The following is a 24,460-nucleotide window of genomic DNA, read 5'->3' as shown; positions in this document are numbered from 1 at the left end:
AAAAGGGGCGGCACTCCTTCCGGAGAGCCGCCCCTTTTTTCCATTCTGCCGGACGGCAGTCCTACTGTTCGGGCAGGAAATCCGGTACCGACAGATATCGCTCGCCCGTGTCGTAATTGAAGCCGAGAATACGGGCGCCGCTATTCAGTTCCGGCAGCTTCTTGGCGATGGCGGCCAGGGTCGCGCCGCTGGAAATCCCGACCAGCATTCCCTCCTCGGACGCTGCGCGACGAGCCATTTCCTTCGCCTTCTCGGGATCGACGGTGATCGCGCCATCTATGGAGGACGTGTGCAGATTGCCAGGGATAAAGCCAGCGCCGATGCCTTGGATTGGATGCGGCCCGGGCTGCCCGCCGGAGATCACGGGTGAGCCTTCCGGTTCGACCGCATAGGCCTTGAAGCCCGGCCATTTCTCTTTCAGCACCGAAGCGCAACCGCTGATATGGCCACCCGTGCCGACGCCCGTGATCATCACGTCTATCGGTGCATCGGCGAAGTCGGCGAGGATTTCCATGGCCGTGGTTTTGGTATGTACTTCAAAATTCGCTGCATTTTCGAATTGCTGCGGCATCCAGGCATGATCGGTCTGTTCCACAAGCTCTTTCGCGCGGTCGATCGCCGCTTTCATGCCGCCTTCCTTCGGCGTCAGATCGAACTTGGCGCCATAGGCCAGCATCAATCGGCGGCGCTCCAGCGACATGCTTTCGGGCATGACGAGCACCAAGCTGTATCCCTTCACCGCCGCTACCATGGCGAGGCCGACTCCGGTATTGCCGCTGGTCGGTTCGATAATGGTGCCACCGGGCTTCAACTCGCCGGATTTCTCGGCATCCTCGACCATGGCGAGAGCGATGCGGTCCTTGATCGAGCCGCCGGGATTGGACCTTTCGGATTTCACCCAGACCTCGTGGTCGGGGAACAGGCGCGACAGGCGGATGTGCGGGGTGTTGCCAATGGTGGCGAGGATATTGTCGGCTTTCATGAGGCCTCCTTGCGTGCAATGTGTTCTTCGTCTGGTTCATCCAACGCTCCGGGCGCATCGAAGGTCCGGGTGGTTCGCAGCACGGGGAAGACGCGCGACCACAGGGCGACCGTCAGGATCGCTCCGACGCCCCCGGTCACGACCGCAAGGACTGGCCCGATGATCCACGCCAGCGTACCGGAAAAGAAGTCGCCGAATTCGTTCGATGCCGAGATGGTCAGCAGGGAAACGGAGGATACGCGTCCACGTTTGTCGTCGGGCGTGTGCAACTGGATGAGCGACTGGCGGATGTAGACGGAGAACATGTCGGCAGCCCCGACGATGAACAGCATGGTTAGCGATAGCGGCATGGCTTTGGACAGACCGAATACCACGGTCGCGACGCCGAATATCGCCACGGCCGACAGCATCTTCGGCCCCACGTTGGTCTTGAGCGGAAAGAAGGAGAACCACAAGGCGGTCAGCGCAGCACCCACGGCCGGTGCCATGGCGAGGTTCGCAAGGCCCGTTTCGCCTACCTCCAGGATATCGCGGGCATAGACCGGGAACAGCGCAGTGGCCCCGGCGAGGAACACGGCGAACAGGTCGAGCGTGATGGCGCCGAGCACCATCTTGTTCCGCACGACATAGCGCAGCCCGTCCACCATCTGGCCAATGGGCCGCTGCGCCCCGAGTATCGCGGACCGGGGGACATGGTCAATGAAGCCAAGCGCAAGGAAGGAAATCGCGAACAGCCCGGCGGCAATGGCATAGGGCAGGGCAGGCGCGATTACGTAGAAATAACCGCCGATCGCCGGCCCGACGATCATCCCGACCTGCCAGGCTATGGACGACAGTGCGATGGCGTTCGGCAATATTTCTTTCGGCACGAGATTCGGCGCAAGGGCCGACAATGCCGGCCCCGCAAATGCCCGTGCAATCCCGAGCATGACGGCGATGGTGAACAGGCCCGTCAGGCTGATCGCATCATTGTAGGACAGCCAGGCGAGCACGCCCGCGCTCGCCATCTGCAGCAGCACGGTAAGCCGCGCGACATTGCGGCGGTTGAGCCGGTCTGCGACCAGGCCGGAAAACGGCGTCAAAAAGAACAGCGGCACGAATTGCAGCAGGCCGATCAGCGCCAGCTGCCCCGACGCTGCGGCCACATCCATCCCGTCATCGCGCGCGATGTTGTAGGTCTGCCATCCGATAATCAGCAGCATGGCATATTGCGCCAGCGTCATCGACAGGCGCGATATCCAAAAGGCGCGGAAATTGGCGATACGGAAGGGGGCCGGTAGTTTCACAAGCCGTCCTTTGCAGCGCGCTTGGCGATTGGGAAGCTGTCATGCCCCCGCCGCCGTCTTTCAGGCAGGCGGAAGCGGGACACGAAGATTTCAGGCGTTGCGGCGCGACATGAAGGCGAGCCGTTCGAACAGCATGACGTCCTGTTCGTTCTTCAGCAATGCGCCATGCATCGGCGGGATTGCCTTGGTCGGGTCGCGGTCCTGCAGAACCTCCAGCGGCATATCCTCGTTCAGCAGCAGCTTCAGCCAGTCGAGCAGTTCGGAAGTGCTCGGCTTTTTCTTCAGGCCGGGCACATCGCGGACCTCGTAGAAAATATCCATCGCCTTCGTAACCAGCGTCTTCTGGATATTGGGAAAATGCACGTCGATAATGTCGCGCATCGTCTCACGGTCGGGGAACTTGATGTAATGGAAGAAGCAGCGGCGCAGGAAAGCGTCGGGCAATTCCTTTTCATTGTTGGACGTGATCACCACGATCGGACGTTCGGCAGCGGTGATGCGCTGCTGGGTCTCGTAGACGTCGAAGCTCATTCGGTCGAGTTCCTGAAGCAGATCGTTCGGGAATTCGATATCGGCCTTGTCCACCTCGTCGATCAGCAGGACCGGCAGCTCCGGCGCGGTGAACGCCTCCCACAGCTTACCCTTCTTTATGTAGTTGGAAATGTCGTGGACCCGCTCGTCACCGAGCTGTCCGTCGCGCAATCTGGCGACCGCATCATATTCGTACAGACCCTGCTGCGCCTTGGTCGTGGATTTCACGTTCCATTCGATCAGCGGTGCGTCGATGGCGCGCGCGATTTCATGGGCGAGCACGGTTTTCCCGGTGCCGGGCTCGCCTTTGACCAGAAGCGGACGGCGCAGCATCACCGCCGCATTTACCGCCACCTTCAGATCTTCGGTAGCGATGTAATCCTTCGTGCCTTCGAAACGCTGCTTCATCTATGCATCCTGCCAAGTATGTTACTTTCGACATGCTGGTTATAGGGCGCCGCCGGGCTGCGCAAGGCGAGTGCCTCCGTGGAATGCATGAATTATTCTGCCCTGATGCGGTGGAAGCGCCAGGCTGGCGGACAGCCTTGCGAGCGGTCCTTGCTTATGGCGCAAGGAAAATGGATGCCGACCGATACCGTCAACGGCACCGCCAATCCCCGGCATATGTCGGCAGGTCACCCGAAATGCCCACCGGTTCGCTAGTGCCGGTTTCACGCATCGATCATGTCCTTGTCCAGCTCGCCTGCACGGTTCTGGATGAAGTTGAAACGATGTTCCGGATTGCGGCCCATCAATTGGTCGACGAGTTCGCGCACGGCGGCGCGCTGTTCGAATTCGGGCGGCAGGGTGATGCGTATGAGGCTGCGGCTTTCCGGTGCCATCGTCGTTTCGCGTAATTGTCCGGGATTCATCTCGCCCAGACCCTTGAAGCGCCCGACTTCCACCTTCTTGCCCTTGAACACCGTGGCTTCCAGTTCGGCGCGATGTTCATCGTCTCGCGCGTAGCGGCTCTCCTTTCCCGCTGTCAGCCGGTAGAGTGGTGGCTGCGCCAGGAAAAGGTGCCCCTCGCGGACGATATCGGGCATTTCCTGGAAGAAGAAGGTCATCAGCAGGGTGGCGATATGCGCACCGTCGACATCGGCATCGGTCATGATGACAATGCGGTCGTATCGCAGGTTCGAAGCGTCGCAATCCTTGCGGGTGCCGCAGCCCATGGCGAGCGTGAGGTCGGCAATCTCGCTATTGGCGCGAATCTTTTCAGGCGTGGCGCTGGCGACGTTCAGGATCTTGCCGCGGATGGGCAGGATGGCCTGCGTCTTTCGGTCCCGCGCCTGTTTCGCGCTGCCGCCGGCGCTGTCGCCTTCGACGATGAACAGCTCGGTTTCGCCATCTCCTTCGCCGGTGCAGTCGGTCAGCTTGCCGGGCAGGCGGAGCTTCTTGGCGTTGGTGGCCGTCTTGCGCTTGACCTCTCGTTCCGCCTTGCGGCGCAGGCGTTCGTCCATCCGCTCCATCACCTCGCCCAGCAGCGCCTTGCCGCGGTCCATGTTGTCGGACAGGAAATGGTCGAAATGGTCGCGGACGGCATTCTCCACCAGGCGCACGGCTTCTGGGCTGGTCAGGCGGTCCTTCGTCTGGCTCTGGAACTGGGGTTCGCGGATGAAGACGGACAGCATGACCTCCGCGCCGTTCATCACATCATCGGCGCTGATGTCCTTGGCCTTCTTCTGCCCCACCAATTCGCCGAACGCACGCAGTCCCTTGGCCAGAGCCGCCCGCAGGCCCTGTTCATGCGTGCCGCCATCGGGCGTGGGAACGGTGTTGCAGTACCAGCTCGTCGAACCGTCGGAATAAAGCGGCCAGGCAATCGCCCACTCGACGCGGCCCTGCGTCTGGCCGTCCTCGCTCCCGGCGAACTCCTGGCTGCCGGCGAAGGGCTGCGTCGTCACGCACTCACGATCCGCCACCTGTTCGGCAAGATGATCGGCAAGCCCGCCCGGAAACTTGAAAACCGCCTCGGCGGGAACATCGCCGCTGACCAGACTTTCGGCGCATTTCCAGCGGATTTCGACGCCGGCAAACAGATAGGCCTTGGACCGCGCCAGACGGAACAGCCGCGCCGGTTTGAACTGGCGGTCACCGAAGATTCCTGTGTCAGGCGTGAAGCTGACCGTGGTGCCGCGCCGGTTCGGCGTAGGGCCAAGCTGCTCCAGCGGACCGAGCGTCTCGCCTCGCGCGAATTCCTGCGCATACAGCTGCTTCTCGCGGGCGACCTCGACCCGTGTATGGGAACTCAGCGCGTTGACGACGCTGACGCCGACACCATGCAGACCACCGCTGGTGGCATAGGCCTTACCCGAAAACTTTCCGCCCGAATGCAGCGTCGACAGGATGACTTCAAGCGTCGACTTGCCGGGGAACTTGGGATGTTCGGCCGTGGGAATGCCCCGGCCATTGTCGGCAACGCTCAGCCGGTTGCATTCCTCGAGCGAGACCTCGATCCGGGTGGCATGGCCCGCCACGGCCTCGTCCATCGCATTGTCGATGACCTCGGCCGCCAGATGGTGCAGCGCGCGCTCGTCCGTTCCGCCGATATACATGCCGGGGCGGCGCCGGACGGGTTCGAGCCCTTCCAGCACCTCGATGGAAGAGGCATCGTAATCGCCGCTCGAGGTCGGCGTATTCGCAAACAGATCTTCGGCCATGGCGCTGCTATAGGGCGCTGATTCGCACGATTACAAGCCGGGCGGCGCAGATTGTCACCCGGCTACAGAGCTCCGCATCAGAAACGGGCGGGCGCAGCGTCGACGATGGTCACCTCATCGGCCTGAACCTCGCGCACTTCCATGGCCCTGTACACGACGCCGTTACGCTGGAAGCGGAAAGGTCCATCGAGGCCGAGGAAGCCGTCCTCGCTCTGCAAGGCTCCTGCCGGGAAGTCCCGTCCGACCCGCCAGTCCTGCGCCACATTGAGGGCGAGGAGAACCGCGTCATAGCCAAGGGTGGCGATGCGATAGGGCTTGCTGCCGAAGCGATCCTCGTAAGTCTCCGAAAAGCGTCTGAACCGGGCGTCCGACACTGCGGAGAACCAGGCGCCGCGCAGCGACGGGCTGCGGAAAACGTCGGCTTCTCCGCTCCACAACTCGGTGCCGAGGATCTGCGTGCCGCCTTGCCGGAACTCTGCCGCCGCCTGTGCGGCGAGACGCGTGCCATCGGCGATCAGGACCGTATCGTATCCGCCCCGCGCCCGCAGCCGCTGCGCTGCGCTGGTGATGGAGCTGTTGCCCCGCGTGTAGCGTTCCACACCCACGAGACGCCCGCCGAAGGTGCGGATCGAGTCGGTAAGTGCCGCTTCCGCGCGGCGTCCATATTCGCCATCCGGCACGATGGCGGCGAAATTCCGAGATCCTTGTTCACCGGCATAGCGCACGGTGCGTTCGATCGATTGTTCGGGAATATGCCCGATGACGTAAGCATCCGGCCCCGCTACGGAAGCATCGTTGGAAAATGCGATCAGCGGCACGTCTGCCGGCCGCGCCACGGCCCGTACGGCGGAGACGTTTTCCGCCAGCAATGGCCCCAGGATCAGGGCGTTGCCATCCGCGATCGCCCTCGCGGCGGCACTGGCCGCGCCCGTTGCCGTGTCATAGGTGGTGATGCGGAGATTGTCGGCATTGGCATCCAGCAGCGCCATGGTCGTCGCATTTGCGATGGATTCTCCGACATCGCCATTGGCCCCCGACATCGGCACCAGCAAGGCCACGCGGTGCCGTTCCTCGTCCTGCGGCAGGGCCGACGGGGTGGGGCTTGGCACCGGCGTGGTCGTGGTGGGCGGCGGAGGCGGGGCAGGGGTGCGGCTTGCGCTTCCGCCGGGTATGATCTGGCACCCGGCGAGAAGCACCGTCGCGCCGGCCATCAGAACTTTGCGCCTGTCGAACTTCATCCGCTTCATGCTTGCCGCATCCCGTCTTTATGGTCCATTGCACGTCGCGTGGAACCGCAACGCCAAACCTTGCCTGTTCATACGCCTGATCAGGAACTTGCTGCCAGGTCTCTCGAACCGGGTCTGTATATCGTGGCGACCCCGATTGGCAATCTCGGCGATATAACCTTACGCAGTATCAGGGTACTGGAAGCCTGCGACGGCGTCGCCTGCGAGGATACCCGCGTCACCGGCAAGCTGCTGAAGCATCTGAACATTTCAAAGCCGCTATGGCGATATAATGATCACAGCGATACGAAGGATCGCAAGCGGCTGGTGGAATCCATGGCCACACGCGCAGTCGTGCTAGTCAGCGATGCCGGAACACCGCTGGTGTCCGACCCCGGCTATCGTCTGGTGGCGGACGCGCGCGCGGCCGGGGTCATGGTCACAAGTCTGCCGGGGCCTTGCGCGGCGATTGCCGGCCTCACCCTGTCAGGGCTGCCGAACGACCGATTCCTGTTCGCCGGATTTCTGCCGGCGAAGGAAAAGGGCCGGCACGACGCGCTGGGCGACCTGGCGGCGGTCGATGCCACGCTCGTCTTCTACGAAACCGCGCCGCGCCTGATCCGTTCGCTGGAGGCAGTCGCGACCGTCCTGCCGAAGCGTTCCGTCGCGATCGCGCGGGAACTGACCAAGCTGCACGAGGAATGCCGCACAGGTTCGCCCGGCGCGCTGATCGAGCATTACGCCGCCCATCCGCCCAAGGGCGAAATTGTCCTCCTGATTGCGCCGCCTACCGGAACGCTGACGGAAGATGTGGACACGGATGCCATGCTGCGGGAAGCGCTGACAGAAATGAAGCCCTCGCAGGCAGCGGGGCTGGTGGCCAAAGCCAGCGGCAAGGACCGGAAAACCCTGTATGCACGGGCGCTGGAGTTGCGATCTTCATGAAGCGGACCGGAACCATGCGCCGGCAGGCCGAAAGTCGCGGCCGCAAGGGGGAGCGGTTTGCACAGATCTGGCTTGCCCTGCGCGGCTGGCGAACTCTGGCCCGCCGCGTCCGCAACGCTCGCGGTGAAGTCGATCTCGTCATGCGGCGCGGCAATGTCGTGGCGTTCATCGAGGTCAAATGGCGAAGGGATGCGGGACAGCTCGACCATGCCATCGATCTGCACCGCCTGCGCCGGGTCGCCGCCGCAGTGGAGGCCTGCGCCCATGATTACGTCTTGCCGGGCGACGATTACCGGATTGACGTGATGCTGGTTGCACCCGGACAGATCCCGCGTCACATCGTGAATGCCTGGCAACCTTAGGAGTATGCATGTCCCTGCGCGTCGCGGTCCAGATGGACCCGCTCGAAACGATCAATATCGCCGCTGACTCGAGCTTCGCCCTGATGCTCTCGGCGCAGCAGCGGGGCCATAGCTTGTGGCATTACGACGTGCGGACGCTGGCCTGGGAAAATTCCCGCGTCACCGCTTGGGCGCAGCCCGTGACGGTGCAGCCTGTGCAGGGCGATCATTTTACCGCAGGGGCGCTGGGCAAGATCGATCTGGCGAAGGACATCGACGTGGTCCTGATGCGGCAGGATCCTCCCTTCGATCTCGGCTATATCAGCGCCGCTTTCCTGCTCGACAGGTTGCGCGGTGAAACCCTGGTGGTGAACGACCCGCGCGAGGTGGTGAACGCGCCGGAGAAGATGTTCGTTCTGGACTATGCCCGCTTCATGCCGCCGACGCTAATTGCCCGGCGGATCGAGGATGTTCAGGCCTTCCAGCGAAAACATGGCGCAATCGTGGTCAAGCCGCTGCATGGCAATGGCGGCAAGGCGATCTTCCGCATCGAGGAGGACGCGACGAACCTTTCCGCGCTGTTCGAGCTGTTCAACCAGACCTGGCCCGAACCGCATATGGTGCAACCGTTTCTTCCCGATGTGGCGAAAGGCGACAAACGCATCGTGCTGATCGACGGGGAATATGCCGGCGCGATCAATCGCAAGCCGGGTGAGGGCGAATTCCGATCGAACCTGGCGCAAGGCGGCTATGCCGAAGCCGCCGAACTGACGGCGAGGGAAGAGGAAATCTGCGCCGCCATGGGCCCGGAACTCAAGCGGCGGGGCCTCGTCTTCGTCGGCATCGACGTGATCGGCGGCGAATGGCTGACCGAGATCAACGTGACCTCGCCAACCGGCATCGCCGCCATCGACAAGTTCAACGGCACGGACAGTGCTGCCCGCATCTGGGATGCCATCGACCGCCGACTGGCCGAAGCCTGAGCGCGCAAAATTGAACAATTTGTCCTGCAGGCTGTTGCTTACATATGCATGATTTCATCATCCAGGCCATCGAGCGCGGCGGTTATATCGGGATTGCGCTGTTGATGGCGATCGAGAACGTCTTTCCGCCGATACCTTCCGAAATCATCATGGGGATCGGCGGTCTCGCCGTTGCGCGCGGCACGATGGAGTTCTGGCCGCTGCTGGTGGCCGGTACGCTAGGATCGACGGCGGGTAATTACGTCTGGTTCTGGGTCGGGGACAAATGGGGATACGAACGCCTCGGCCCGTTTATCGACCGGTGGGGCCGCTGGCTTACGCTCGACTGGCAGCATGTGGAATCGGCGAGCGCTTTTTTCCGGCGGCGGGGTGAATGGATGGTGTTTTTCCTTCGCTTCTCGCCCTTCCTGCGGACGATGATCTCGCTGCCTGCGGGGCTGGCGCATATGCCGGTCTGGCGGTTCCTGATCTTCACTTTCCTCGGATCGGCCTTGTGGAACATATTGCTTGTGCTTGGCGGACAGTGGCTGGGCCAGTATCTCGAAGAATATAAAGCCGTGATCGGCTGGATCATCCTTGGGCTGATCGGGTTGACGATCGCAGGCTATGTGTACCGCGTCCTGACCTGGACTCCGCGAAGCCGGGGCGACTAGCTGCCGCTGCCGCGATCTGCGCGCGGGTGAGCGCCGCGATAGGCTTCCAGCATGGTCGCCGCGTCGACACGAGTGTAGATCTGCGTGCTGGAGAGGCTCGCATGGCCCAGCAATTCCTGAAGGCTTCGCAGATCGGCACCTGCGCCCAGCAGGTGGGTGGCAAAGCTGTGGCGCAGCGCGTGCGGCGTTGCGGTGGCGGGCAGGCCCAGCGCCTTCCGCGCGCGGGCAACGGATTTCTGGACCATTCCCTGGTTGAGCGGACCACCCTTTTCCCCGCGAAACAGGGCTGCGTCCGGCGACAGGGACCACGGGCACAGGCGGACGTATTCCGCCACCGCCTCCCGCACCACAGGCAGGATCGGAACGACACGCTCCTTGTTCCCTTTCCCCTGCACGACGATCGTGGTGCCGAATGGATGTTGCGCCGCGGTGAGCGTCAGGGCCTCGGCGATCCGCAGCCCGGCACCATACAGCAGCAGCAGCACGGCCCTGTCGCGCATTCCGACCCAGTCCTGCGCCGCATCGGCAGCCACCAGGTCGACAATGTTCGTGACATCGTCCGGCGTGACAGGCCGGGGCAGGCCTTGCCTAAGCCGCGGGCCTTTCATCCGTGGCGCGGCATCGTCGCTTCCGGTGCAGGACCGGGCATGGCGAATGAGGGCCTTGAGCGCCGAAAGCTCTCGCGCTGCGGACGCATTTCCCAGCCCTTCTGCACGGCGCTGCGCCAGATGCTGACGCAGGAGCGGGGTGTCAGCCCTGGCGAGCGCAGCCCAGTCGCTCATCCCCGTGCGATCCAGCAGACGGGTCGCGGCGGCCAGATAGGCGCGCACGGTGTGGGGGGATCGCCTGCGTTCCTGCGCCAGATGGTCACGCCAATCCTGCAGAATACTTTCCCTGCTCACGCCGCGACCAGTTCCGACGAAACGATCTCCGCGAGCAGACCGTCGAGGACTGGCATGCCGCCCGGAGTGATGCCGATCAGGTCGTCAGCCGACCAAGCGAGACCGAGATCGCAGAAGAAGGCGAAACGACCTTCATCGACAAGGCGCTCGCGATCAATCCCGGTCCGCCGCGACAATGCGGCAAGATCCACGCCTTCTGCAAGGCGCAGGCCCATCAGCAGGGCTTCCGATGCCTGTTCACGCGCATGCAGCGCACGGATTTCGGAAATGCCGTCGCCCTGCCGTTCAATGGCGGCAAGCCAGTTTTCGGGTTTCCTGTGACGCAAGGTCGCCGCACCGCCGCGCCGGCCATGCGCCCCGGGACCGATGCCGCAATAGTCGCGGTAGCGCCAATAGGTCAGATTGTGGCGGCTCTGCTGCCCCGTTCGTGCGTGATTGCTGATCTCATAGGCGGGCATTCCGGCAGCGCCGGTCAGTTCGCGCGTGATTGCAAACAGGTCTGCGGCGCTGTCGTCGTCCAGCGGGTGCAAGGCGCCCCGCCGCACATCGGTAGCGAACCTCGTACCGGGTTCGATGGTCAGCTGATACAGCGAGAGGTGATCGGTGCCCAGCGCCAGAGCGCGGTTCAGCATCGCGGACCATGCATCCTCGCTTTGGCCGGGCAAGGCGTAGATCAGATCGAAGCTCACCCGGTCGAAATGGTCCTGTGCGACGCCGAGCGCCGCAAGCCCCTCCTGCGCCGAATGCAACCGTCCCAGCATCTGCAATGCGTCATCATCGAAGGATTGCAGGCCCAGCGATACCCTGTTGACCCCGGCGGAAGCGAGATCGGCAAAGCGGGCAGCCTCGACCGAAGAAGGGTTTGCCTCCAGCGTGATTTCAATCTCTGGATCGAAGCTCCACAGGCTTTCCGCCTCGCACAGCAATGCCGAGACGAGGGCCGGCGGCATCAGCGATGGCGTTCCCCCACCAAAAAAGATCGATTGCAGGGTTTCATCTGCCGCCACTTCCGCCTCGCGGCGCATATCGGCAATCAGGCCGGCCTGCCACTCCGCCATCTCCACATCCGCGCGGACATGACTGTTGAAATCGCAATAGGGGCACTTCTTCAGGCAGAAAGGCCAATGGATGTATAGAGCGCGTGCCACGCCTCGCTATCCCATTTCCCGGCGGGTTTGTGAAGCCGGACGTTGCTTCAGCATTCGCCGCTTCAGGCGGAGAACTGCTCCGCCTTCAACTTTGCAAAAGCATCGGCGCGGTGGCTTATCGTGTGCTTGTATTCGGGGTCCAGCTCCGCGAAAGTCCGGTCGTGTCCCTCCGGAATGAAGACCGGATCGTATCCGAAACCCAGATCGCCACGGGGTGGCCAGGTGATGCGACCATCGACCCGACCTTCATAAACTGCATGTTCGCCATCGGGCCAGGCAATCGCGAGGACGCAGTTGAACCATGCATCCCGCGTAGCGTCCGGCCCCCTGGCGGCAAGCATGCCTTCCACCTTGCCCATCGCCATATACCAGTCGCGGCCCGGCTCACCTTCGAACCACTGCCGTTCGGCCCAGTCGGCGGTATAGACGCCGGGCCGCCCGTCCAGCGCGGCGACGGACAGACCGCTGTCATCTGCCAGCGCCACGATGCCCGACGCTTCCGCAGCGGCGCGGGCCTTGATCATCGCGTTCTGCACGAAAGTCGTGCCGGTTTCGGCAGGTTCGGGCAGGCCGAGCGACCCTGCCGAAATGCAGTTGACGCCATGTGGCGCAAGGAGATCGCCGATCTCTTTCAGCTTCCCCGTATTATGCGTGGCGATCACCAGCGATCCAGGCCCGATCCGGCGGACCATCAGGACGCGGCGCCCGTGACCGCCCTTTCCTGCGCGGCAAAGATTTTGCCGCAACCGATATTGGCGAGCCTGAGCAGGCGCAGCAGCGCTTCCTCGTCATAGGTCTCGCCCTCGGCGGTCGCCTGCACCTCGGCGATGCGGCCTCCTTCGATCAGCACGAAATTCGCATCGGCATCGGCCTTGCTGTCTTCGGGGTAATCGAGGTCGAGAACCGGCGTGCCCTTGTAGATGCCGCAGGAAATCGCGGCCACCTTGGCGCTGATCGGGTCATGCAGGATCAGCCCCTGCTTCATCAGGCTGTTCACGGCGAGGCGCAGGGCGACCCAAGCGCCCGAAATCGCCGCCGTGCGCGTACCGCCATCAGCCTGGAGAACGTCGCAATCGAGCGTGATCTGCCGTTCGCCCAGCTTTTTCAGATCGACCACTGCGCGCAGGGACCGGCCGATCAGCCGCTGGATCTCCTGCGTCCGTCCGCTCTGCCGGCCCTTCGCCGCTTCGCGCTGGCCGCGCGTGTGCGTGGCGCGGGGCAGCATCGAATATTCGCCCGTCACCCAGCCTTCGTTCTTGCCGCGAAGCCACGGCGGAATCCGTTCCTCTACGCTGGCGGTGCATAGCACCCGCGTATCGCCGAAAGCGATCAGGCAGGACCCTTCGGCATGTTTGGCAAAGCCGTTGTCGATGGTGATGTCGCGCATCTGGTCGGGCGCTCTGCCGGAAGGTCGCATGAACTGTCCTTGATATTGCATGGCCCTCACGGGCGTCGAGTCGGGGGCGTGTTGCACGCGCGATAGGCGCACAGGGGTTGAGCCTGCAAGACCAGCGATTAAATGGGTGCCATGGCCGAGCAGGACGATGCAAAACTGGCGATCAGGGAAATGTCCGCCCGCGCGCAGGAAATCTTCCGCCTAGTCGTGGAAGGGTATCTCGAAAGCGGACATCCGGTAGGCTCCAGATCCCTGTCGAACGAAGGCGGGGTGAATTTGTCGCCTGCCTCTATCCGGTCCGTTCTCGCCGATCTTGAATCCGCCGGCTTCCTTGCCGCTCCCCATGTCAGCGCAGGCCGGGTGCCGACCACGACCGGTCTGCGCCTGTTCGTCGATGGGATGATGCAGGTTGCCGAACCCAGTGCCGACGAACGCGCCGCCATCGAACGGCGGCTGGCGCAGCCCGGCCCGATCGAACAGGCGCTGGAAACCACGAGCAGCTTGCTGTCCGACCTGTCAGGCGCTGCGGGCATGGTGCTGGTTCCGCGCCGCGAACCGCGCCTGTCGCAGATCAGCCTGGTGCAGCTCGGGCCGGGCCGTACGCTGGCCGTGCTGGTGGGACAGGATGGCGCTATTGAAAATCGGCTGCTCGAGCTGGAAGGCGAGTTCGGTCCGCCGGCACTGGAAATGGCGAGCAACTACATCACGGCGCATCTTTCGGGGCGGACGCTTGCAGAAGCGGCCGGCGCCATGCGGGCCGAGATCGCTTCCGGCAGGAGCGCCCTGGATGAAGCAAGCCGCGATCTTGTGGAGCGGGGGCTGGCCACCTGGACGCAGGATGCCGCCGAACGCCCCGTCCTGATCGTGCGCGGACAGGCCAATCTGCTTGACGAGGCGGCCATGTCCGATCTCGAACGGGTGCGTTCGCTGCTCGACGATCTGGAAAACAAGCAATCCGTGTCCGAACTGCTTGCCAGCGCGCGGGAGGCGAATGCCACGCGCATCTTCATCGGGTCGGAAAACCGGCTGTTTGCATTGTCGGGCTCCAGTATCATCGCGTCCCCCTATCACGACCGCGAAGGCAAGGTCGTGGGTGTGCTGGGGGTCATCGGCCCGACGCGGTTGAATTACGCCAGGGTCGTCCCCATGGTTGATTTCACGGCCCGATCCCTGGGCAGGCTCATCGGATGAAATGGATATAATGATCGACGACGACAAGAATTTGCAGGACGGTTCCGTGCAGGACAGCGAAGTGGAACGCGAACTGGAAGGTGTGCCGCAGCAGTTCCGCGATGGAGGCGAGGACGGCGAAGGCGAGGAAGGAGGCGACCTGAACGGGGCGCTGGCATCTTTGCGTGCCGATCTCGAAACCGCGAAGCAGGACGTGCTCTATGCCCGCGCGGATACGCAGAATGTTCGTCGCCGCATGGAAAAGGATGTCGCCGACGCACGGGCCTATGCTGCCACGGGTTTCGCGCGCGACATTCTCAGCGTGGCCGACAATCTGGCCCGCGCGATCGAAGCCGTTCCCGAAGATCTTCGCGAAGACAGCAAGTTCAAGGGTCTGGTTACCGGTATTCAGGCCACGCAGCGCGAATTGGACAAGGTGTTCGCGGCGCATGGCATCACGCGCATCGCTGCCGTTGGCCTTCCACTCGACCCCAATCAGCATCAGGCCATGCTCGAGGTGCCATCACCCGATCACGAAGCGGGAACGGTCGTACAGGAAATGCAGGCGGGCTATATGATCAAGGACCGGCTGCTGCGGCCCGCAATGGTCGGTGTTGCCAAAAAGCCAGACTGACCAGGTGGGTTTGCAGGTTCTGGAACCCATTCGTGCCTCATCCGTATAGGGCGGACATTGTTCCGGGAGAATAGATCATGAAGAACCGTATGTTTGCCGCCTCCGCACTGGCGCTGTCCACGCTTTCGCTCGGCGCTTGCGCTGAAAATTATTCGGCGGAAGGTGCGCTTGGCGGTGGTGCTCTTGGTGCTGCGGCAGCGGCGGTCACCGGCGGCGACATCGCATCCTACGCTCTTGCCGGGGCAGCGGCCGGTGGCCTCGCAGGCTATTTCGTCGACAAGGACGATGATTGCGATGGTTACAACAACAACCGCTACCTCGACGATGACTGCTTCGGCACCCGCGGCTATCCAGTCGATCCGCGCTACTGAGCTGACATTTTCATCTTACGAGCGTTACGAGAGGGGTGTCACTGCGGTGGCGCCCTTCTTGCTTTTGCGATTAGCGGTCTGCGCCGGGGAAGCGCACCAGCAGATCGTAAGCAGCCTTGTCGCTCACACCTGCCAGCTTCACGCCGTTTCGCAGCAGGAAGGCATGACGCACGATTTCCGCCTGCTGTTCGATACCGTAGCGGTGCAGCGGCCATCCCGGCTTCAGGCTGTAATGATATCTGCACCATGGGTGGCGGTGAACCACCAGCCACCATTCTCCATTGCGCTGCGCTTGCCAAACATGCGTCATCTCATGGATGAACAGCCCTGCACGTAAAGGTGAAACAGCGGAGAAATCTTCGCAATAGGTGCTGCCGCGCGGGTGAAAATGGATATGTCCACGCGGGGCCATCGTCACGTTGCGCGGCTGAAACGGAAACCATTTGCGGCGGCGGATGGTGACGCGGCCGTAATCGACCGCGTCACCGAAGATGGTCCGCGCCAGCGTGATCTCGCCTGCCGTAAGCGGCCTTTCGCCGCCGATCGGGCATGAGGCCGCTGCCGCGCCGGCCGGTTCTGCCGTCAGCGTTCTTCGCCGGCGGCGCGAATTTCTGCCGGGAAGCTGACCTTGTCTCCGCCAGAAACGGTCAGTGTCACTTCGGCAGTGCCGCCGGGCTGCCATGCGGCAGGCGGGTCCATGGCCATGACATGCAGCCCGCCCGGTTCGAAGCTGACATTGCTGCCCGAAGCCAGTGCGACTGGCAATGCTTCCATCATCTGCGTTTGGCCGTCCCATTCTCCATATTGATGCATGGCGGAAGAACCGGCGCCTTCGACGTCTGCGGCACGAATGGTGAGCGCGCGATCGCCGCCATAGGTCACATCGAAGTAGACGGCCGCAGGATTGCCTGCGACGGGGCCGAGTACGATCCGTGCATTAGAAATTTCGACACCGTCGATGCCGTCGACCGCGTCGGGAATTTCCGTCGCAGTTTCCGTGCCGCACGATGCCAGTCCAAAACTGGAAACGGCCAGCGTGGCTGCAGCGAATAATGTATTTCTCATCGTGAATTCCCCCCGGTTTCTTCCTGTAATTCGATGCAAGGCAACTACTCTGCCTGTTCCCTTGTGCCAAGAAAAACCGCTCCTATATCGCCCTGCGTAACACAGCCGCCGATCCGCTTCGCCGTGACGGGAAGCCCGCAAGGCACGCGGAGACGGCTGCGGTCGCATAGTTTCAGTAAAGATGGGGAAACCATGGCAAAAGTAATCGGTATCGACCTCGGCACCACCAACAGCTGCGTTGCCGTCATGGATGGGGGCAAGCCCAAGGTCGTCGAGAATTCCGAAGGCGCGCGTACCACGCCCTCGATCGTCGCATTCACCAAGGATAACGAGCGCCTGATCGGCCAGCCGGCGAAGCGCCAGGCAGTGACCAATGGCGACAACACGATCTTTGCGGTCAAGCGCCTGATCGGCCGCCGGTTCGACGATCCGGTCACGAAGAAGGATACCGAACTGGTTCCTTATGACATCGTGAAGGGCAAGAATGGCGACGCCTGGGTGCAGGCGGGCGGCGAAGATTACAGCCCCAGCCAGATTTCGGCCTTTATCCTGCAGAAGATGAAGGAGACGGCGGAAAGCTATCTCGGTGAAACAGTGACGCAGGCCGTCATCACCGTGCCAGCCTATTTCAACGACGCGCAGCGCCAGGCGACCAAGGATGCCGGCCAGATCGCAGGCCTCGAAGTGCTGCGCATCATCAATGAACCCACGGCCGCGGCGCTTGCCTATGGCCTCGACAAGGACGACGGTAAGACCATCGCCGTGTATGACCTTGGCGGCGGCACCTTCGACGTGTCGATCCTCGAGATCGGCGATGGCGTGTTCGAGGTGAAGTCGACCAATGGTGACACTTTCCTCGGCGGTGAGGATTTCGACAGCGCCATTGTCGAATATCTGGCCGACCAGTTCAAGAAGAAGGAGAACATGGATCTCCGCACCGACAAGCTGGCGCTGCAACGGTTGAAGGAAGCCGCTGAAAAGGCGAAAATCGAACTCTCGAGCGCGCAGACGACGGAAGTCAATCTGCCCTTCATCACCGCGCGGATGGAAGGCGGATCGACCACGCCGCTTCACCTTGTCGAGACGATCACCCGTTCCGACCTCGAGAAGCTGGTTTCCAAGCTGATCGAACGCACCAAGGAGCCGATGAAGAAGGCTCTGGCCGATGCCGGCGTCACTGCCAAGGAGATCGACGAAGTCGTGCTCGTCGGCGGTATGACCCGCATGCCCAAGGTGCGCGAAGCCGTGAAGGATTTCTTCGGCAAGGAACCGCACACCGGCGTCAACCCGGACGAAGTCGTCGCCATGGGTGCCGCCATCCAGGCTGGCGTTCTGCAGGGCGACGTCAAGGACGTGCTGCTGCTCGACGTCACGCCCTTGTCGCTCGGTATCGAGACGCTGGGCGGCGTGTTCACCCGGATGATCGATCGCAACACGACGATCCCCACGAAGAAGACTCAGACCTACTCCACGGCCGAGGACAATCAGCAGGCCGTCACCATCCGCGTGTTCCAGGGCGAACGCGAAATGGCGGCGGACAACAAGATGCTGGGCCAGTTCGATCTGGTTGGCATCCCTTCCGCACCGCGCGGTGTTCCGCAGATCGAGGTGACCTTCGATATCGACGCGAATGGCATCGTGAACGTGTCTGCCAAGGACAAGGGCACGGGCAAGGAACAGCAGATCCGTATCCAGGCCTCTGGCGGCCTGACCGACAGCGATATCGATCAGATGGTGCAGGACGCGGAGAAGTTCGCCGAGGAAGACAAGAAGCGCCGCGAAGGAGCCGAAGCGCGCAACCAGGCCGACAGCCTGGTGCATGCGACGCAGAAGCAGCTGGACGAGCATGGCGACAAGATCGACGCCGGTCTCAAGTCCGAAGTCGAGACTGCATTGGCGGAAACGAAGACGGCTCTTGAAGGCGACGATAACGACGCGATCAACGCCAAGTCGCAGGCGCTCACGGACTTGGCAATGAAGATGGGTCAGCAGATCTATGAGAAGGAACAGGCAAGTGCCGGTTCCGGGCCAGATGCCGGTTCCGGCGAGGGCGGGGCTGACGACGATGTCGTCGATGCGGAGTTTTCCGAAGTCGACGACGGCGCTGACGCCGATGCCACTGCCGATCAGAACAAGGGCTGACATTCCGATGCAGACCGAAGCCGCCACCGGTGCCCGGCGCACCGGTGGTGGTCGTTTGTGACGGAGGGAACGCGAAATAATGCCAGCCACTGAAATCGATTATTACGAATTGCTTCAGGTATCGCGCGACGCTGATGCCGCGACGATCAAATCGTCCTACCGCAAGCTCGCCATGAAATATCATCCCGACCGGAACCCCGGCGATGCAGAATGCGAAGCGAAGTTCAAGAACATCAGTCAGGCTTACGACTGCTTGAAGGACCCGCAGAAGCGATCCGCTTACGATCGCTACGGCCATGCCGCGTTCCAGCAGGGCGGCGGGGGTGGCGGCCATCAGGATTTCTCGGATATCGGCGATATTTTCGAAACGATCTTCGGCGGTGGGTTTGCGAATGCCGGCGGACGTCAGCAGGCCCGGCGCGGCGCCGACCTCCGTTACGACATGGAAATCGGGCTGGAGCAGGCCTTTCACGGCGATACGCAGGAAATCGAGATCGAGGTTTCGCAGGTTTGCGACACCTGCGACGGGGATGGTGCAAAGCCGGGAACCGGCAAGCGCCAGTGCGACCTGTGCCACGGAATTGGCAAGGTCCGCGCCAAGCAGGGGTTCTTCGTAGTCGAGCGGGCGTGCCCTAACTGCCAGGGACGCGGCGAAGTCATCGAAACGCCCTGCCGCGACTGCCGCGGCGAAGGCCGTGTCGATCTGCCGCAATCCATTTCCGTCGATATTCCGCCCGGTGTCGATACCGGCACCCGCATCCGCCTGACGGGCAAGGGCGAGGCTGGTCCCTATGGCGCTCCGGCCGGCGATCTCTACATCTTCATCCACATTCGCCCGCATCCGGTTTTCCAGCGCGAAGGCACAGTGCTGGTGGCGCATCTGCCCGTCAGCTTCACGACCGCTGCGCTGGGCGGGAAGGTCTCCATTCCGGATCTTGATGGCAACACCAACGAGGTGACCATTCCGGCAGGCATCCAGTCCGGCAGGCAATTGCGTGTGCGCGGTGGCGGTATGCCTGTGCTGCAGGGCCGAGGCCGGGGCGATCTGGTTGTGGAGGTCGCCGTTGAAACGCCGACGAAACTGTCGGCACGGCAGAAGGAACTGCTGCACGAGTTCCAGGAGACGGAAACGGGTGACGAATGCCCGAACAGCCGCGGATTTTTCGACAAGTTGAAAAAGGCTTTCGGAACCTGAACCGTCATCCCATCCTGGCGTGCACTTCGGCACGCAGGCCTGATATCAAGTTGGCGTTCAGCCGACCGATGCCGTCTTCCTCGTCAAGAATGGCCAGGAAGGCGGATCGCTTGAACCGTTTGACCTCTTCGGTCCATGTGCCCGGCAGCGCCTCGCCCGGTGCCGGATTTCCGGCGGTGGAATAGACCAGATCGATCATGCGTTCGGCGCCGTGCAAGCGGCCCCAGAGATAGTCGTTTTCGCGGTAGGCGCGGCTGAAGAACGCGCCGAAATTATAGAATTCCGTCCCGCGCAGGGTCGCTGCCGTGCCGCCATTGCGGATCGACAAGGCATCGTCGGGCGAAATCCGGTCTACTTTCACCGGATCGAATTCGGTCAGGCCCTCGTTCCTCAACAAGGGAAGGGTAGCGACATCGTAGAAGGGAAATCCGAGATAAGCGAGAAGCATGCGCCGCCGCAGCGCACGGGGCATCTTTTCGAGCGCATCTGCCAGCATCTGCTCCGCGTTTGCATCGATTTCGGGCAAAAGCTGCCGCCCGGCCACATACTCCAGAACGGCTGCAGGGTTCGACATCGCATCTTTCGCCCGCGCCGCGAACTCGTCACCTGTATCGCCGGCGCTGTCCTTCGAAAAATACAAGGCCAGGATCGTGAATACCTTGGCACGGGCATCTTCGAGTGCGGGGTCCGGGATGTCCGGATCCGCCTCCCAGTCGCGGGCCAGCCGCCGCAACATGAAGCGAAGCCGCCTCACGCGAAATGCCGTGTCATGCGCCCGGAAGAAGGCGATGGCAGCCGGGTTCGCGCCTCCGCCGCTGGCGGACAGGGTTGGCAGGCCGTCGTTCTGCAAGGTCTGCCGGAATACCGCCGCCAGAGCAACCGGATCGAGCGGGGCAAGGCCCGGCGCGGCCTGCAGCACAGAGCGAGCCAGGCCATCGAGGATGCCGGCGAATTTCGCCTGTGCGTAGGAATGATAGGCATAACCGGCGGTCTCGGCGGCGGCCTGCTGCGCCTTTGCCCGCCAGATTTTCAGCCGTTTCGGCGTCGGGCGATCCAGGAACAGGGTGCGGCCGAACAATTTTTCGACCACCTGCTCCACCTCGGGGCGAAGCACCGTGATGATCTGCCGGAGCCGCCGCGCTTCCTGCGACTGATCGGCCAGAACCTCGAGATTGTCCCTGATTGGCTGTTCGCGCGGGATCGTGGAAAGCGAACCGAAGATAGCGGCAAAGAAGCCGACCGGTTCGCGCGCTTCGGGTGTCGAGGAGCCCAGACGGTCCGGCCGCGGGTCGATATAGACGAAGCGGCGATCCACCTCGCGTTGAGCGGGCCGCCCCTGCAATGCCGCCATGGCGCCTGAGAAAGGAGCGTTCACCAGCACCGATCCATCGATCAGCGAGACATTGTCCACAGATCCCTGACGGACATGGGCGGGCATGATCCGTTCAAGAAATTCATCGCGCCCCGCCCATTCGTTTCCGATGGCAGCGGAGAGTTCGTCAATCTCCGACAGGCGCAGCGGGGGGAACGCGCCGGGGAAGCTGGCGGTGGCCCTTGCTGCGAATATCAGCTCCATGGGGTCGGCCAGATCCTCGCCAGGGCGGGAGGGAACCTTCGACCGGAAACCGATGGGTAGCCGGTGCTCGCTTTCCTCGACCCGGCCGGGACTGTTGAGCCGCAGCACTTCGCGATAGCCGTGAAAATCGGTCGCGGTGACGAACAGGTCGACCGGATGGCCGGGCGGAAGCAAGGGATGCTCCGCCTCGCCCGAAGCCATCATCGTCAAGGCATCGTGCAACAGGCGCGTAAAGCCCGAACCTGAAAAAGGCGGCGCGAACCAGCGGCCCCTGATGAGGCGCGAAACCTTGTTGCGGACCTCCTCCCGCGTTTCCGGCGCGACGGAGTCCGAAACGGCATTGCCGGGCCGCCTCAGCAGCCACCATGCGATGGGCTGCGCCCATGTCTTGGCGAAACGCCATACCGGCCGTGCACCGGGATCGGTCAGCCTGCCGACATCGGCATTTTCCAGCCACATGTCGGTCAACGGTTCGAGCGACTGGCCGGAATGGATCGCCTGCGCCAGGAACACGGCATTTATGCCGCCGGCGCTGGCACCGGTCAGAATATCGGGCATGACGCGCAGGCGCAGGCCGTGATGGTCCTGCATGTGCTGCAACAGGTCACGGTAGATGCCCTGCGAGCCGTCCTGGCGGATAGCACCGGCATGGAACGACCGACTGGCGCGCGCCAGTTTCCAGACCTCCTTCGTGACACCATGCATGTAGACCGCCAGACTGACGCCGCCATAGCAGACCAGCGCGATCCTGAGTTCCTTCTGCCGCATGCCGGTTCTTTTGCCGGGGATTTCTGCCGAGGGCAATTGCGTTCCACCTATGTTCTGCTAATTCCCCTGGCATGGCTAAAACGAAGCGTCGATATATCTGTCAGGCCTGCGGCAGCGTTGCCCATCGCTGGCAGGGCCAGTGCGGCGATTGCGCCGAATGGAACACGCTGGTGGAGGATGCACCAGCCACCGTTTTCTCGCAGAAGCACGATCTGTCGAGCGGGGGGCGGCCGGTAGAATTCGTCAAGCTGGATGCGCCCGGAGAGGAACTGAAGCGGCGCCCGACCGGGCTTGCCGAATTCGATCGGGCGCTTGGCGGGGGGCTGGTGCCGGGATCGGCCATATTGATGGGCGGCGATCCGGGTATCGGCAAATCCACCCTGCTGCTGCAGGCGGCAGCCAAGATCGCCAAGGCAGGCGGCGAAACCGTCTATGTCAGCGGAGAGGAAGCTGCGGGGCAGGTCCGTTTGCGCGCGGCGCGGCTGGGCCTGGCCGACGCGCCGCTGAAACTGGCGGCCGCGACATCGGTGCGCGACATTCTGACGACGCTTGGCACCATGGAACCGCCGGCCCTGCTGGTCATCGACTCAATCCAGACAATGCATTCCGACACGATAGAAGGGGCGCCGGGAACGGTCAGTCAGGTTCGCGGCTGCGCTTTCGAACTGATCCGTTACGCAAAGGAAAACGGCGTCGCCATGGTCCTCGTCGGCCATGTCACCAAGGATGGCAGCATTGCCGGGCCGCGTGTGCTCGAACACATGGTCGACGTGGTAATGAGCTTCGAGGGTGAACGCAGCCATCAATATCGCATCCTTCGTGCCCTGAAGAATCGCTTCGGTGCCGTGGACGAGATCGGCGTCTTCGCGATGGCGGGGGCAGGGCTGGAAGAGGTCGCCAACCCGTCCATGCTGTTCCTGTCCGGGCGAGACGAACCGCTGGCAGGCAGCGCCGTATTTCCGGCACTGGAGGGCACACGGCCGGTTCTGATTGAAGTGCAGGCTCTCATCGTCCGCCTGCAGTCCGGAGCCACGCCGAGGCGCGCCGTCGTGGGGTGGGACGGCGGACGGCTGGCGATGCTGCTGGCGGTACTCGAATCGCGATGCGGCCTGAACTTCAGCTCGGCCGAAGTCTACCTGAACGTGGCGGGCGGATACCGCCTGACCGATCCCGCAGCCGATCTGGCAGTTGCGGCGGCTCTCGTGTCCGCCCTGTCCGACAGGGCGCTGCCAAGAAACAGTGTCTGGTTCGGAGAAGTTTCGCTGGCGGGAGAGGTCCGGCCCGTGGCGCATTCATCCTTGCGGCTGCGCGAGGCGGCGAAATTGGGGTTTGCCAAGGGCTTCGGCCCCGCAGATGCAAAGGCAAATTCACCGGACCTTAACTATCAGGAGGTCAAGCAACTCGCCAACCTCGTTGACCGGGTGGTCAAGCAGGACTAATCCGCAAAGGCGAAATGACGGGTTTCGATATCATCGTTCTGATAATCGTCGGCGTGGCTGCCGTCGGTGGTTTCCTGCGCGGGTTCGTGCAGGAGGTTCTCTCGCTGGCGGCGTGGATCCTGGCGCTGTTTGCCATCCATTATCTGCACACGCCGCTGTACGACTGGCTTTCGCCCAACATCGGGACGCCGTCCGGCGCGGCTGTCCTCGCCTTTGCGTTGCTGCTGCTGATCCCTTATGCGGCGATGAAGCTGATTGCCAGCTGGGCGGGCAGCACTTCCCGGGCCTCGATACTTGGGCCGATCGACAGGGTTCTCGGTTTCGGCTTCGGCGCGATAAAGGGGGCGATCATCGTCGTCGCGGCATTTTCCCTGCTGGTGCTGGGCTACGACACGCTGTGGGGCGTGGCCGGACGGCCGACGTGGATCACTTCGGCGCGAAGCTATTCCGCGGTCAATGCCGGGGCCGACGCCCTGGTGCAGATGATCCAGCAACGCCGCGAAGAACTGCGAGGTGAAGAAGCGGGTGTGGACGGGGAGGAACGGTGAGCGCTTTGCCTGCAGCGCGCCTCTATACACCGGAACTGCTCGGCCTTGCCGTATCGCTCGGCGATTACCCGCTGATCGGCGGCATGAACCGCCATGCCGAAGCGCGCTCGCGCACTTGCGGCAGTACGATCTCGATGGGGATCGACTGCGACGACGCAGGCCGTATACGGAAGCTCGGGATGATGGTGAGCGCCTGCGCGGTCGGCCAGGCGGCAGCGGCGATCTTTGCTGCTGGCGCGATCGGTTCCGATGCTGCTGATATCGATGCTGCTGCCAGCAACATCGAACAGTGGCTTGCAGGAACAGGAACGCAGCCCGAATGGGCCGGCATTGCGGTGCTGGAAGCAGCGCGCGAATATCCTGCCCGTCACGGGGTCATCGCATTGCCGTGGAAAGCCGCATCGGCGGCGCTTTGCAACATCGAGCCGCAAAGCTAAGGCTTCTCAGCCAGAATAAAGCCGGCGGGGGATGATCGGGATGACGGGGGACAAGGCAC

General features: G+C 62.9%; 24 protein-coding genes. 12 read left to right on the top strand and 12 right to left on the bottom strand.

The features are described from left to right. Window positions 1-61: 61 nt before the first annotated feature. The 5 genes from cysK to HG250_RS10210 all read right to left on the bottom strand — a co-directional run bounded on the left by cysK (window position 62) and on the right by HG250_RS10210 (window position 6,709). Window positions 62-982 (bottom strand): cysteine synthase A, encoded by a 921-nt coding sequence (gene cysK, locus HG250_RS10230; RefSeq protein WP_170005229.1) that lies wholly within the window; start codon window positions 980-982, stop codon window positions 62-64. After that, complete coding sequence (locus HG250_RS10225) at window positions 979-2,268, bottom strand: MFS transporter (RefSeq protein WP_170005228.1); 1,290 nt, start codon at window positions 2,266-2,268, stop codon at window positions 979-981. The genes cysK and HG250_RS10225 overlap by 4 nt, the downstream gene beginning before the upstream one ends. A gap of 90 nt (window positions 2,269-2,358) precedes the next feature. Beyond that, the gene (locus HG250_RS10220) at window positions 2,359-3,207 is read right to left on the bottom strand and encodes an AAA family ATPase (protein ID WP_170005227.1); all 849 of its coding nucleotides are present in this window, start codon (window positions 3,205-3,207) and stop codon (window positions 2,359-2,361) included. A gap of 263 nt (window positions 3,208-3,470) precedes the next feature. Beyond that, a complete protein-coding gene (gene parE, locus HG250_RS10215; RefSeq protein ID WP_170005226.1) occupies window positions 3,471-5,462 on the bottom strand; it encodes a DNA topoisomerase IV subunit B in 1,992 nt (663 codons plus the stop codon). A 77-nt stretch (window positions 5,463-5,539) separates the two neighbouring features. Next, entirely contained in the window at window positions 5,540-6,709 is a 1,170-nt protein-coding gene (locus HG250_RS10210; RefSeq protein WP_170005225.1) for a penicillin-binding protein activator, read from the bottom strand. A 120-nt stretch (window positions 6,710-6,829) separates the two neighbouring features. Here HG250_RS10210 and rsmI point away from each other — a divergent pair, with 120 nt between their 5' ends. From rsmI to HG250_RS10190, 4 genes are read left to right on the top strand one after another with little or no spacing between them, the layout of a single operon-like run. Then, the gene (gene rsmI, locus HG250_RS10205; RefSeq protein ID WP_420821330.1) at window positions 6,830-7,633 is read left to right on the top strand and encodes a 16S rRNA (cytidine(1402)-2'-O)-methyltransferase; all 804 of its coding nucleotides are present in this window, start codon (window positions 6,830-6,832) and stop codon (window positions 7,631-7,633) included. Continuing rightward, a complete protein-coding gene (locus HG250_RS10200) occupies window positions 7,630-7,995 on the top strand; it encodes a YraN family protein (RefSeq protein WP_240957064.1) in 366 nt (121 codons plus the stop codon). The genes rsmI and HG250_RS10200 overlap by 4 nt, the downstream gene beginning before the upstream one ends. Before the next feature lie 8 nt (window positions 7,996-8,003). Further along, a complete protein-coding gene (gene gshB, locus HG250_RS10195; RefSeq protein ID WP_170005223.1) occupies window positions 8,004-8,957 on the top strand; it encodes a glutathione synthase in 954 nt (317 codons plus the stop codon). A 44-nt stretch (window positions 8,958-9,001) separates the two neighbouring features. After that, a complete protein-coding gene (locus tag HG250_RS10190; protein ID WP_170005222.1) occupies window positions 9,002-9,610 on the top strand; it encodes a DedA family protein in 609 nt (202 codons plus the stop codon). Here the strand turns inward: HG250_RS10190 and HG250_RS10185 are convergent. The 4 genes from HG250_RS10185 to rph all read right to left on the bottom strand — a co-directional run bounded on the left by HG250_RS10185 (window position 9,607) and on the right by rph (window position 13,077). After that, window positions 9,607-10,512 carry a tyrosine-type recombinase/integrase gene (locus HG250_RS10185; RefSeq protein ID WP_170005221.1) on the bottom strand — a complete coding sequence of 302 codons (906 nt, stop codon included), beginning with the start codon at window positions 10,510-10,512 and terminating at the stop codon, window positions 9,607-9,609. The two genes, HG250_RS10190 and HG250_RS10185, sit on opposite strands and share 4 nt — an antisense overlap. After that, entirely contained in the window at window positions 10,509-11,660 is a 1,152-nt protein-coding gene (gene hemW / locus HG250_RS10180) for a radical SAM family heme chaperone HemW (protein ID WP_170005220.1), read from the bottom strand. The genes HG250_RS10185 and hemW overlap by 4 nt, the downstream gene beginning before the upstream one ends. A 62-nt stretch (window positions 11,661-11,722) precedes the next feature. Beyond that, the gene (gene rdgB, locus HG250_RS10175) at window positions 11,723-12,352 is read right to left on the bottom strand and encodes an RdgB/HAM1 family non-canonical purine NTP pyrophosphatase (protein WP_170005219.1); all 630 of its coding nucleotides are present in this window, start codon (window positions 12,350-12,352) and stop codon (window positions 11,723-11,725) included. Beyond that, a complete protein-coding gene (gene rph, locus HG250_RS10170; protein WP_170005218.1) occupies window positions 12,352-13,077 on the bottom strand; it encodes a ribonuclease PH in 726 nt (241 codons plus the stop codon). The genes rdgB and rph overlap by 1 nt, the downstream gene beginning before the upstream one ends. Before the next feature lie 111 nt (window positions 13,078-13,188). On the opposite strand from rph, the gene hrcA reads away from it, so the two are divergent. The 3 genes from hrcA (at window position 13,189) to HG250_RS10155 (ending at window position 15,231) form a co-directional block, all read left to right on the top strand. After that, window positions 13,189-14,247, top strand: coding sequence for a heat-inducible transcriptional repressor HrcA (gene hrcA / locus HG250_RS10165; protein ID WP_170005217.1), 1,059 nt, complete (start codon window positions 13,189-13,191; stop codon window positions 14,245-14,247). Between the two features lie 10 nt (window positions 14,248-14,257). Next, window positions 14,258-14,860: a nucleotide exchange factor GrpE gene (locus HG250_RS10160; RefSeq protein WP_170005216.1), complete on the top strand. Its 603-nt coding sequence runs from the start codon at window positions 14,258-14,260 to the stop codon at window positions 14,858-14,860. A 77-nt stretch (window positions 14,861-14,937) separates the two neighbouring features. Then, the gene (locus tag HG250_RS10155) at window positions 14,938-15,231 is read left to right on the top strand and encodes a glycine zipper domain-containing protein (RefSeq protein ID WP_170005215.1); all 294 of its coding nucleotides are present in this window, start codon (window positions 14,938-14,940) and stop codon (window positions 15,229-15,231) included. Window positions 15,232-15,301: 70 nt separating this feature from the next. Here the strand turns inward: HG250_RS10155 and HG250_RS10150 are convergent, their stop codons facing one another. Both HG250_RS10150 and HG250_RS10145 read right to left on the bottom strand, forming a co-directional pair. Continuing rightward, window positions 15,302-15,643: a hypothetical protein gene (locus HG250_RS10150; RefSeq protein WP_420821326.1), complete on the bottom strand. Its 342-nt coding sequence runs from the start codon at window positions 15,641-15,643 to the stop codon at window positions 15,302-15,304. 170 nt (window positions 15,644-15,813) lie between these two features. Then, window positions 15,814-16,296 (bottom strand): copper chaperone PCu(A)C, encoded by a 483-nt coding sequence (locus HG250_RS10145; protein WP_170005214.1) that lies wholly within the window; start codon window positions 16,294-16,296, stop codon window positions 15,814-15,816. 192 nt (window positions 16,297-16,488) lie between these two features. On the opposite strand from HG250_RS10145, the gene dnaK reads away from it, so the two are divergent. Together dnaK and dnaJ are read left to right on the top strand one after the other, a co-directional pair. Next, entirely contained in the window at window positions 16,489-18,438 is a 1,950-nt protein-coding gene (gene dnaK, locus HG250_RS10140; protein WP_170005213.1) for a molecular chaperone DnaK, read from the top strand. Between the two features lie 79 nt (window positions 18,439-18,517). Then, on the top strand, window positions 18,518-19,633 hold the full coding sequence (dnaJ, locus tag HG250_RS10135) for a molecular chaperone DnaJ (RefSeq protein ID WP_170005212.1): 1,116 nt from the start codon (window positions 18,518-18,520) through the stop codon (window positions 19,631-19,633). Window positions 19,634-19,637: 4 nt separating this feature from the next. Here dnaJ and HG250_RS10130 read toward each other — a convergent pair whose 3' ends face one another. Then, entirely contained in the window at window positions 19,638-21,977 is a 2,340-nt protein-coding gene (locus tag HG250_RS10130) for a patatin-like protein (RefSeq protein ID WP_170005211.1), read from the bottom strand. A gap of 71 nt (window positions 21,978-22,048) precedes the next feature. Here HG250_RS10130 and radA point away from each other — a divergent pair, with 71 nt between their 5' ends. From radA to HG250_RS10115, 3 genes are read left to right on the top strand one after another with little or no spacing between them, the layout of a single operon-like run. Continuing rightward, on the top strand, window positions 22,049-23,416 hold the full coding sequence (gene radA, locus HG250_RS10125) for a DNA repair protein RadA (protein WP_170005210.1): 1,368 nt from the start codon (window positions 22,049-22,051) through the stop codon (window positions 23,414-23,416). 14 nt (window positions 23,417-23,430) lie between these two features. Next, on the top strand, window positions 23,431-23,964 hold the full coding sequence (locus HG250_RS10120; protein ID WP_170005209.1) for a CvpA family protein: 534 nt from the start codon (window positions 23,431-23,433) through the stop codon (window positions 23,962-23,964). Further along, window positions 23,961-24,401: an iron-sulfur cluster assembly scaffold protein gene (locus tag HG250_RS10115; protein WP_338103904.1), complete on the top strand. Its 441-nt coding sequence runs from the start codon at window positions 23,961-23,963 to the stop codon at window positions 24,399-24,401. Before HG250_RS10120 ends, HG250_RS10115 begins: the two co-directional genes overlap by 4 nt. Window positions 24,402-24,460 lie beyond the last annotated feature (59 nt).

The sequence above is a fragment of the Pseudopontixanthobacter vadosimaris genome (genome assembly GCF_012979275.1).
In the GTDB taxonomy this organism is placed as follows: domain Bacteria; phylum Pseudomonadota; class Alphaproteobacteria; order Sphingomonadales; family Sphingomonadaceae; genus Pseudopontixanthobacter; species Pseudopontixanthobacter vadosimaris.
The sequence above is the reverse complement of the archived record's forward strand: the minus strand, read 5'-3'. Positions and strand labels throughout refer to the sequence as shown.

What these genes read in the sequence shown, in the direction of transcription:
- cysK (WP_170005229.1), bottom strand. Translation starts at nt 982, where the DNA reads ATGAAAGCCGACAATATCCTCGCCACCATTGGCAACACCCCGCACATC.
- HG250_RS10220 (WP_170005227.1), bottom strand. Translation starts at nt 3,207, where the DNA reads ATGAAGCAGCGTTTCGAAGGCACGAAGGATTACATCGCTACCGAAGAT.
- parE (WP_170005226.1), bottom strand. Translation starts at nt 5,462, where the DNA reads ATGGCCGAAGATCTGTTTGCGAATACGCCGACCTCGAGCGGCGATTAC.
- HG250_RS10210 (WP_170005225.1), bottom strand. Translation starts at nt 6,709, where the DNA reads ATGAAGCGGATGAAGTTCGACAGGCGCAAAGTTCTGATGGCCGGCGCG.
- HG250_RS10200 (WP_240957064.1), top strand. Translation starts at nt 7,630, where the DNA reads ATGAAGCGGACCGGAACCATGCGCCGGCAGGCCGAAAGTCGCGGCCGC.
- gshB (WP_170005223.1), top strand. Translation starts at nt 8,004, where the DNA reads ATGTCCCTGCGCGTCGCGGTCCAGATGGACCCGCTCGAAACGATCAAT.
- HG250_RS10190 (WP_170005222.1), top strand. Translation starts at nt 9,002, where the DNA reads ATGCATGATTTCATCATCCAGGCCATCGAGCGCGGCGGTTATATCGGG.
- rdgB (WP_170005219.1), bottom strand. Translation starts at nt 12,352, where the DNA reads ATGGTCCGCCGGATCGGGCCTGGATCGCTGGTGATCGCCACGCATAAT.
- rph (WP_170005218.1), bottom strand. Translation starts at nt 13,077, where the DNA reads ATGCGACCTTCCGGCAGAGCGCCCGACCAGATGCGCGACATCACCATC.
- hrcA (WP_170005217.1), top strand. Translation starts at nt 13,189, where the DNA reads ATGGCCGAGCAGGACGATGCAAAACTGGCGATCAGGGAAATGTCCGCC.
- HG250_RS10160 (WP_170005216.1), top strand. Translation starts at nt 14,258, where the DNA reads ATGATCGACGACGACAAGAATTTGCAGGACGGTTCCGTGCAGGACAGC.
- HG250_RS10155 (WP_170005215.1), top strand. Translation starts at nt 14,938, where the DNA reads ATGAAGAACCGTATGTTTGCCGCCTCCGCACTGGCGCTGTCCACGCTT.
- HG250_RS10150 (WP_420821326.1), bottom strand. Translation starts at nt 15,643, where the DNA reads ATGGCCCCGCGTGGACATATCCATTTTCACCCGCGCGGCAGCACCTAT.
- HG250_RS10145 (WP_170005214.1), bottom strand. Translation starts at nt 16,296, where the DNA reads ATGAGAAATACATTATTCGCTGCAGCCACGCTGGCCGTTTCCAGTTTT.
- dnaK (WP_170005213.1), top strand. Translation starts at nt 16,489, where the DNA reads ATGGCAAAAGTAATCGGTATCGACCTCGGCACCACCAACAGCTGCGTT.
- dnaJ (WP_170005212.1), top strand. Translation starts at nt 18,518, where the DNA reads ATGCCAGCCACTGAAATCGATTATTACGAATTGCTTCAGGTATCGCGC.
- HG250_RS10130 (WP_170005211.1), bottom strand. Translation starts at nt 21,977, where the DNA reads ATGCGGCAGAAGGAACTCAGGATCGCGCTGGTCTGCTATGGCGGCGTC.
- radA (WP_170005210.1), top strand. Translation starts at nt 22,049, where the DNA reads ATGGCTAAAACGAAGCGTCGATATATCTGTCAGGCCTGCGGCAGCGTT.
- HG250_RS10120 (WP_170005209.1), top strand. Translation starts at nt 23,431, where the DNA reads ATGACGGGTTTCGATATCATCGTTCTGATAATCGTCGGCGTGGCTGCC.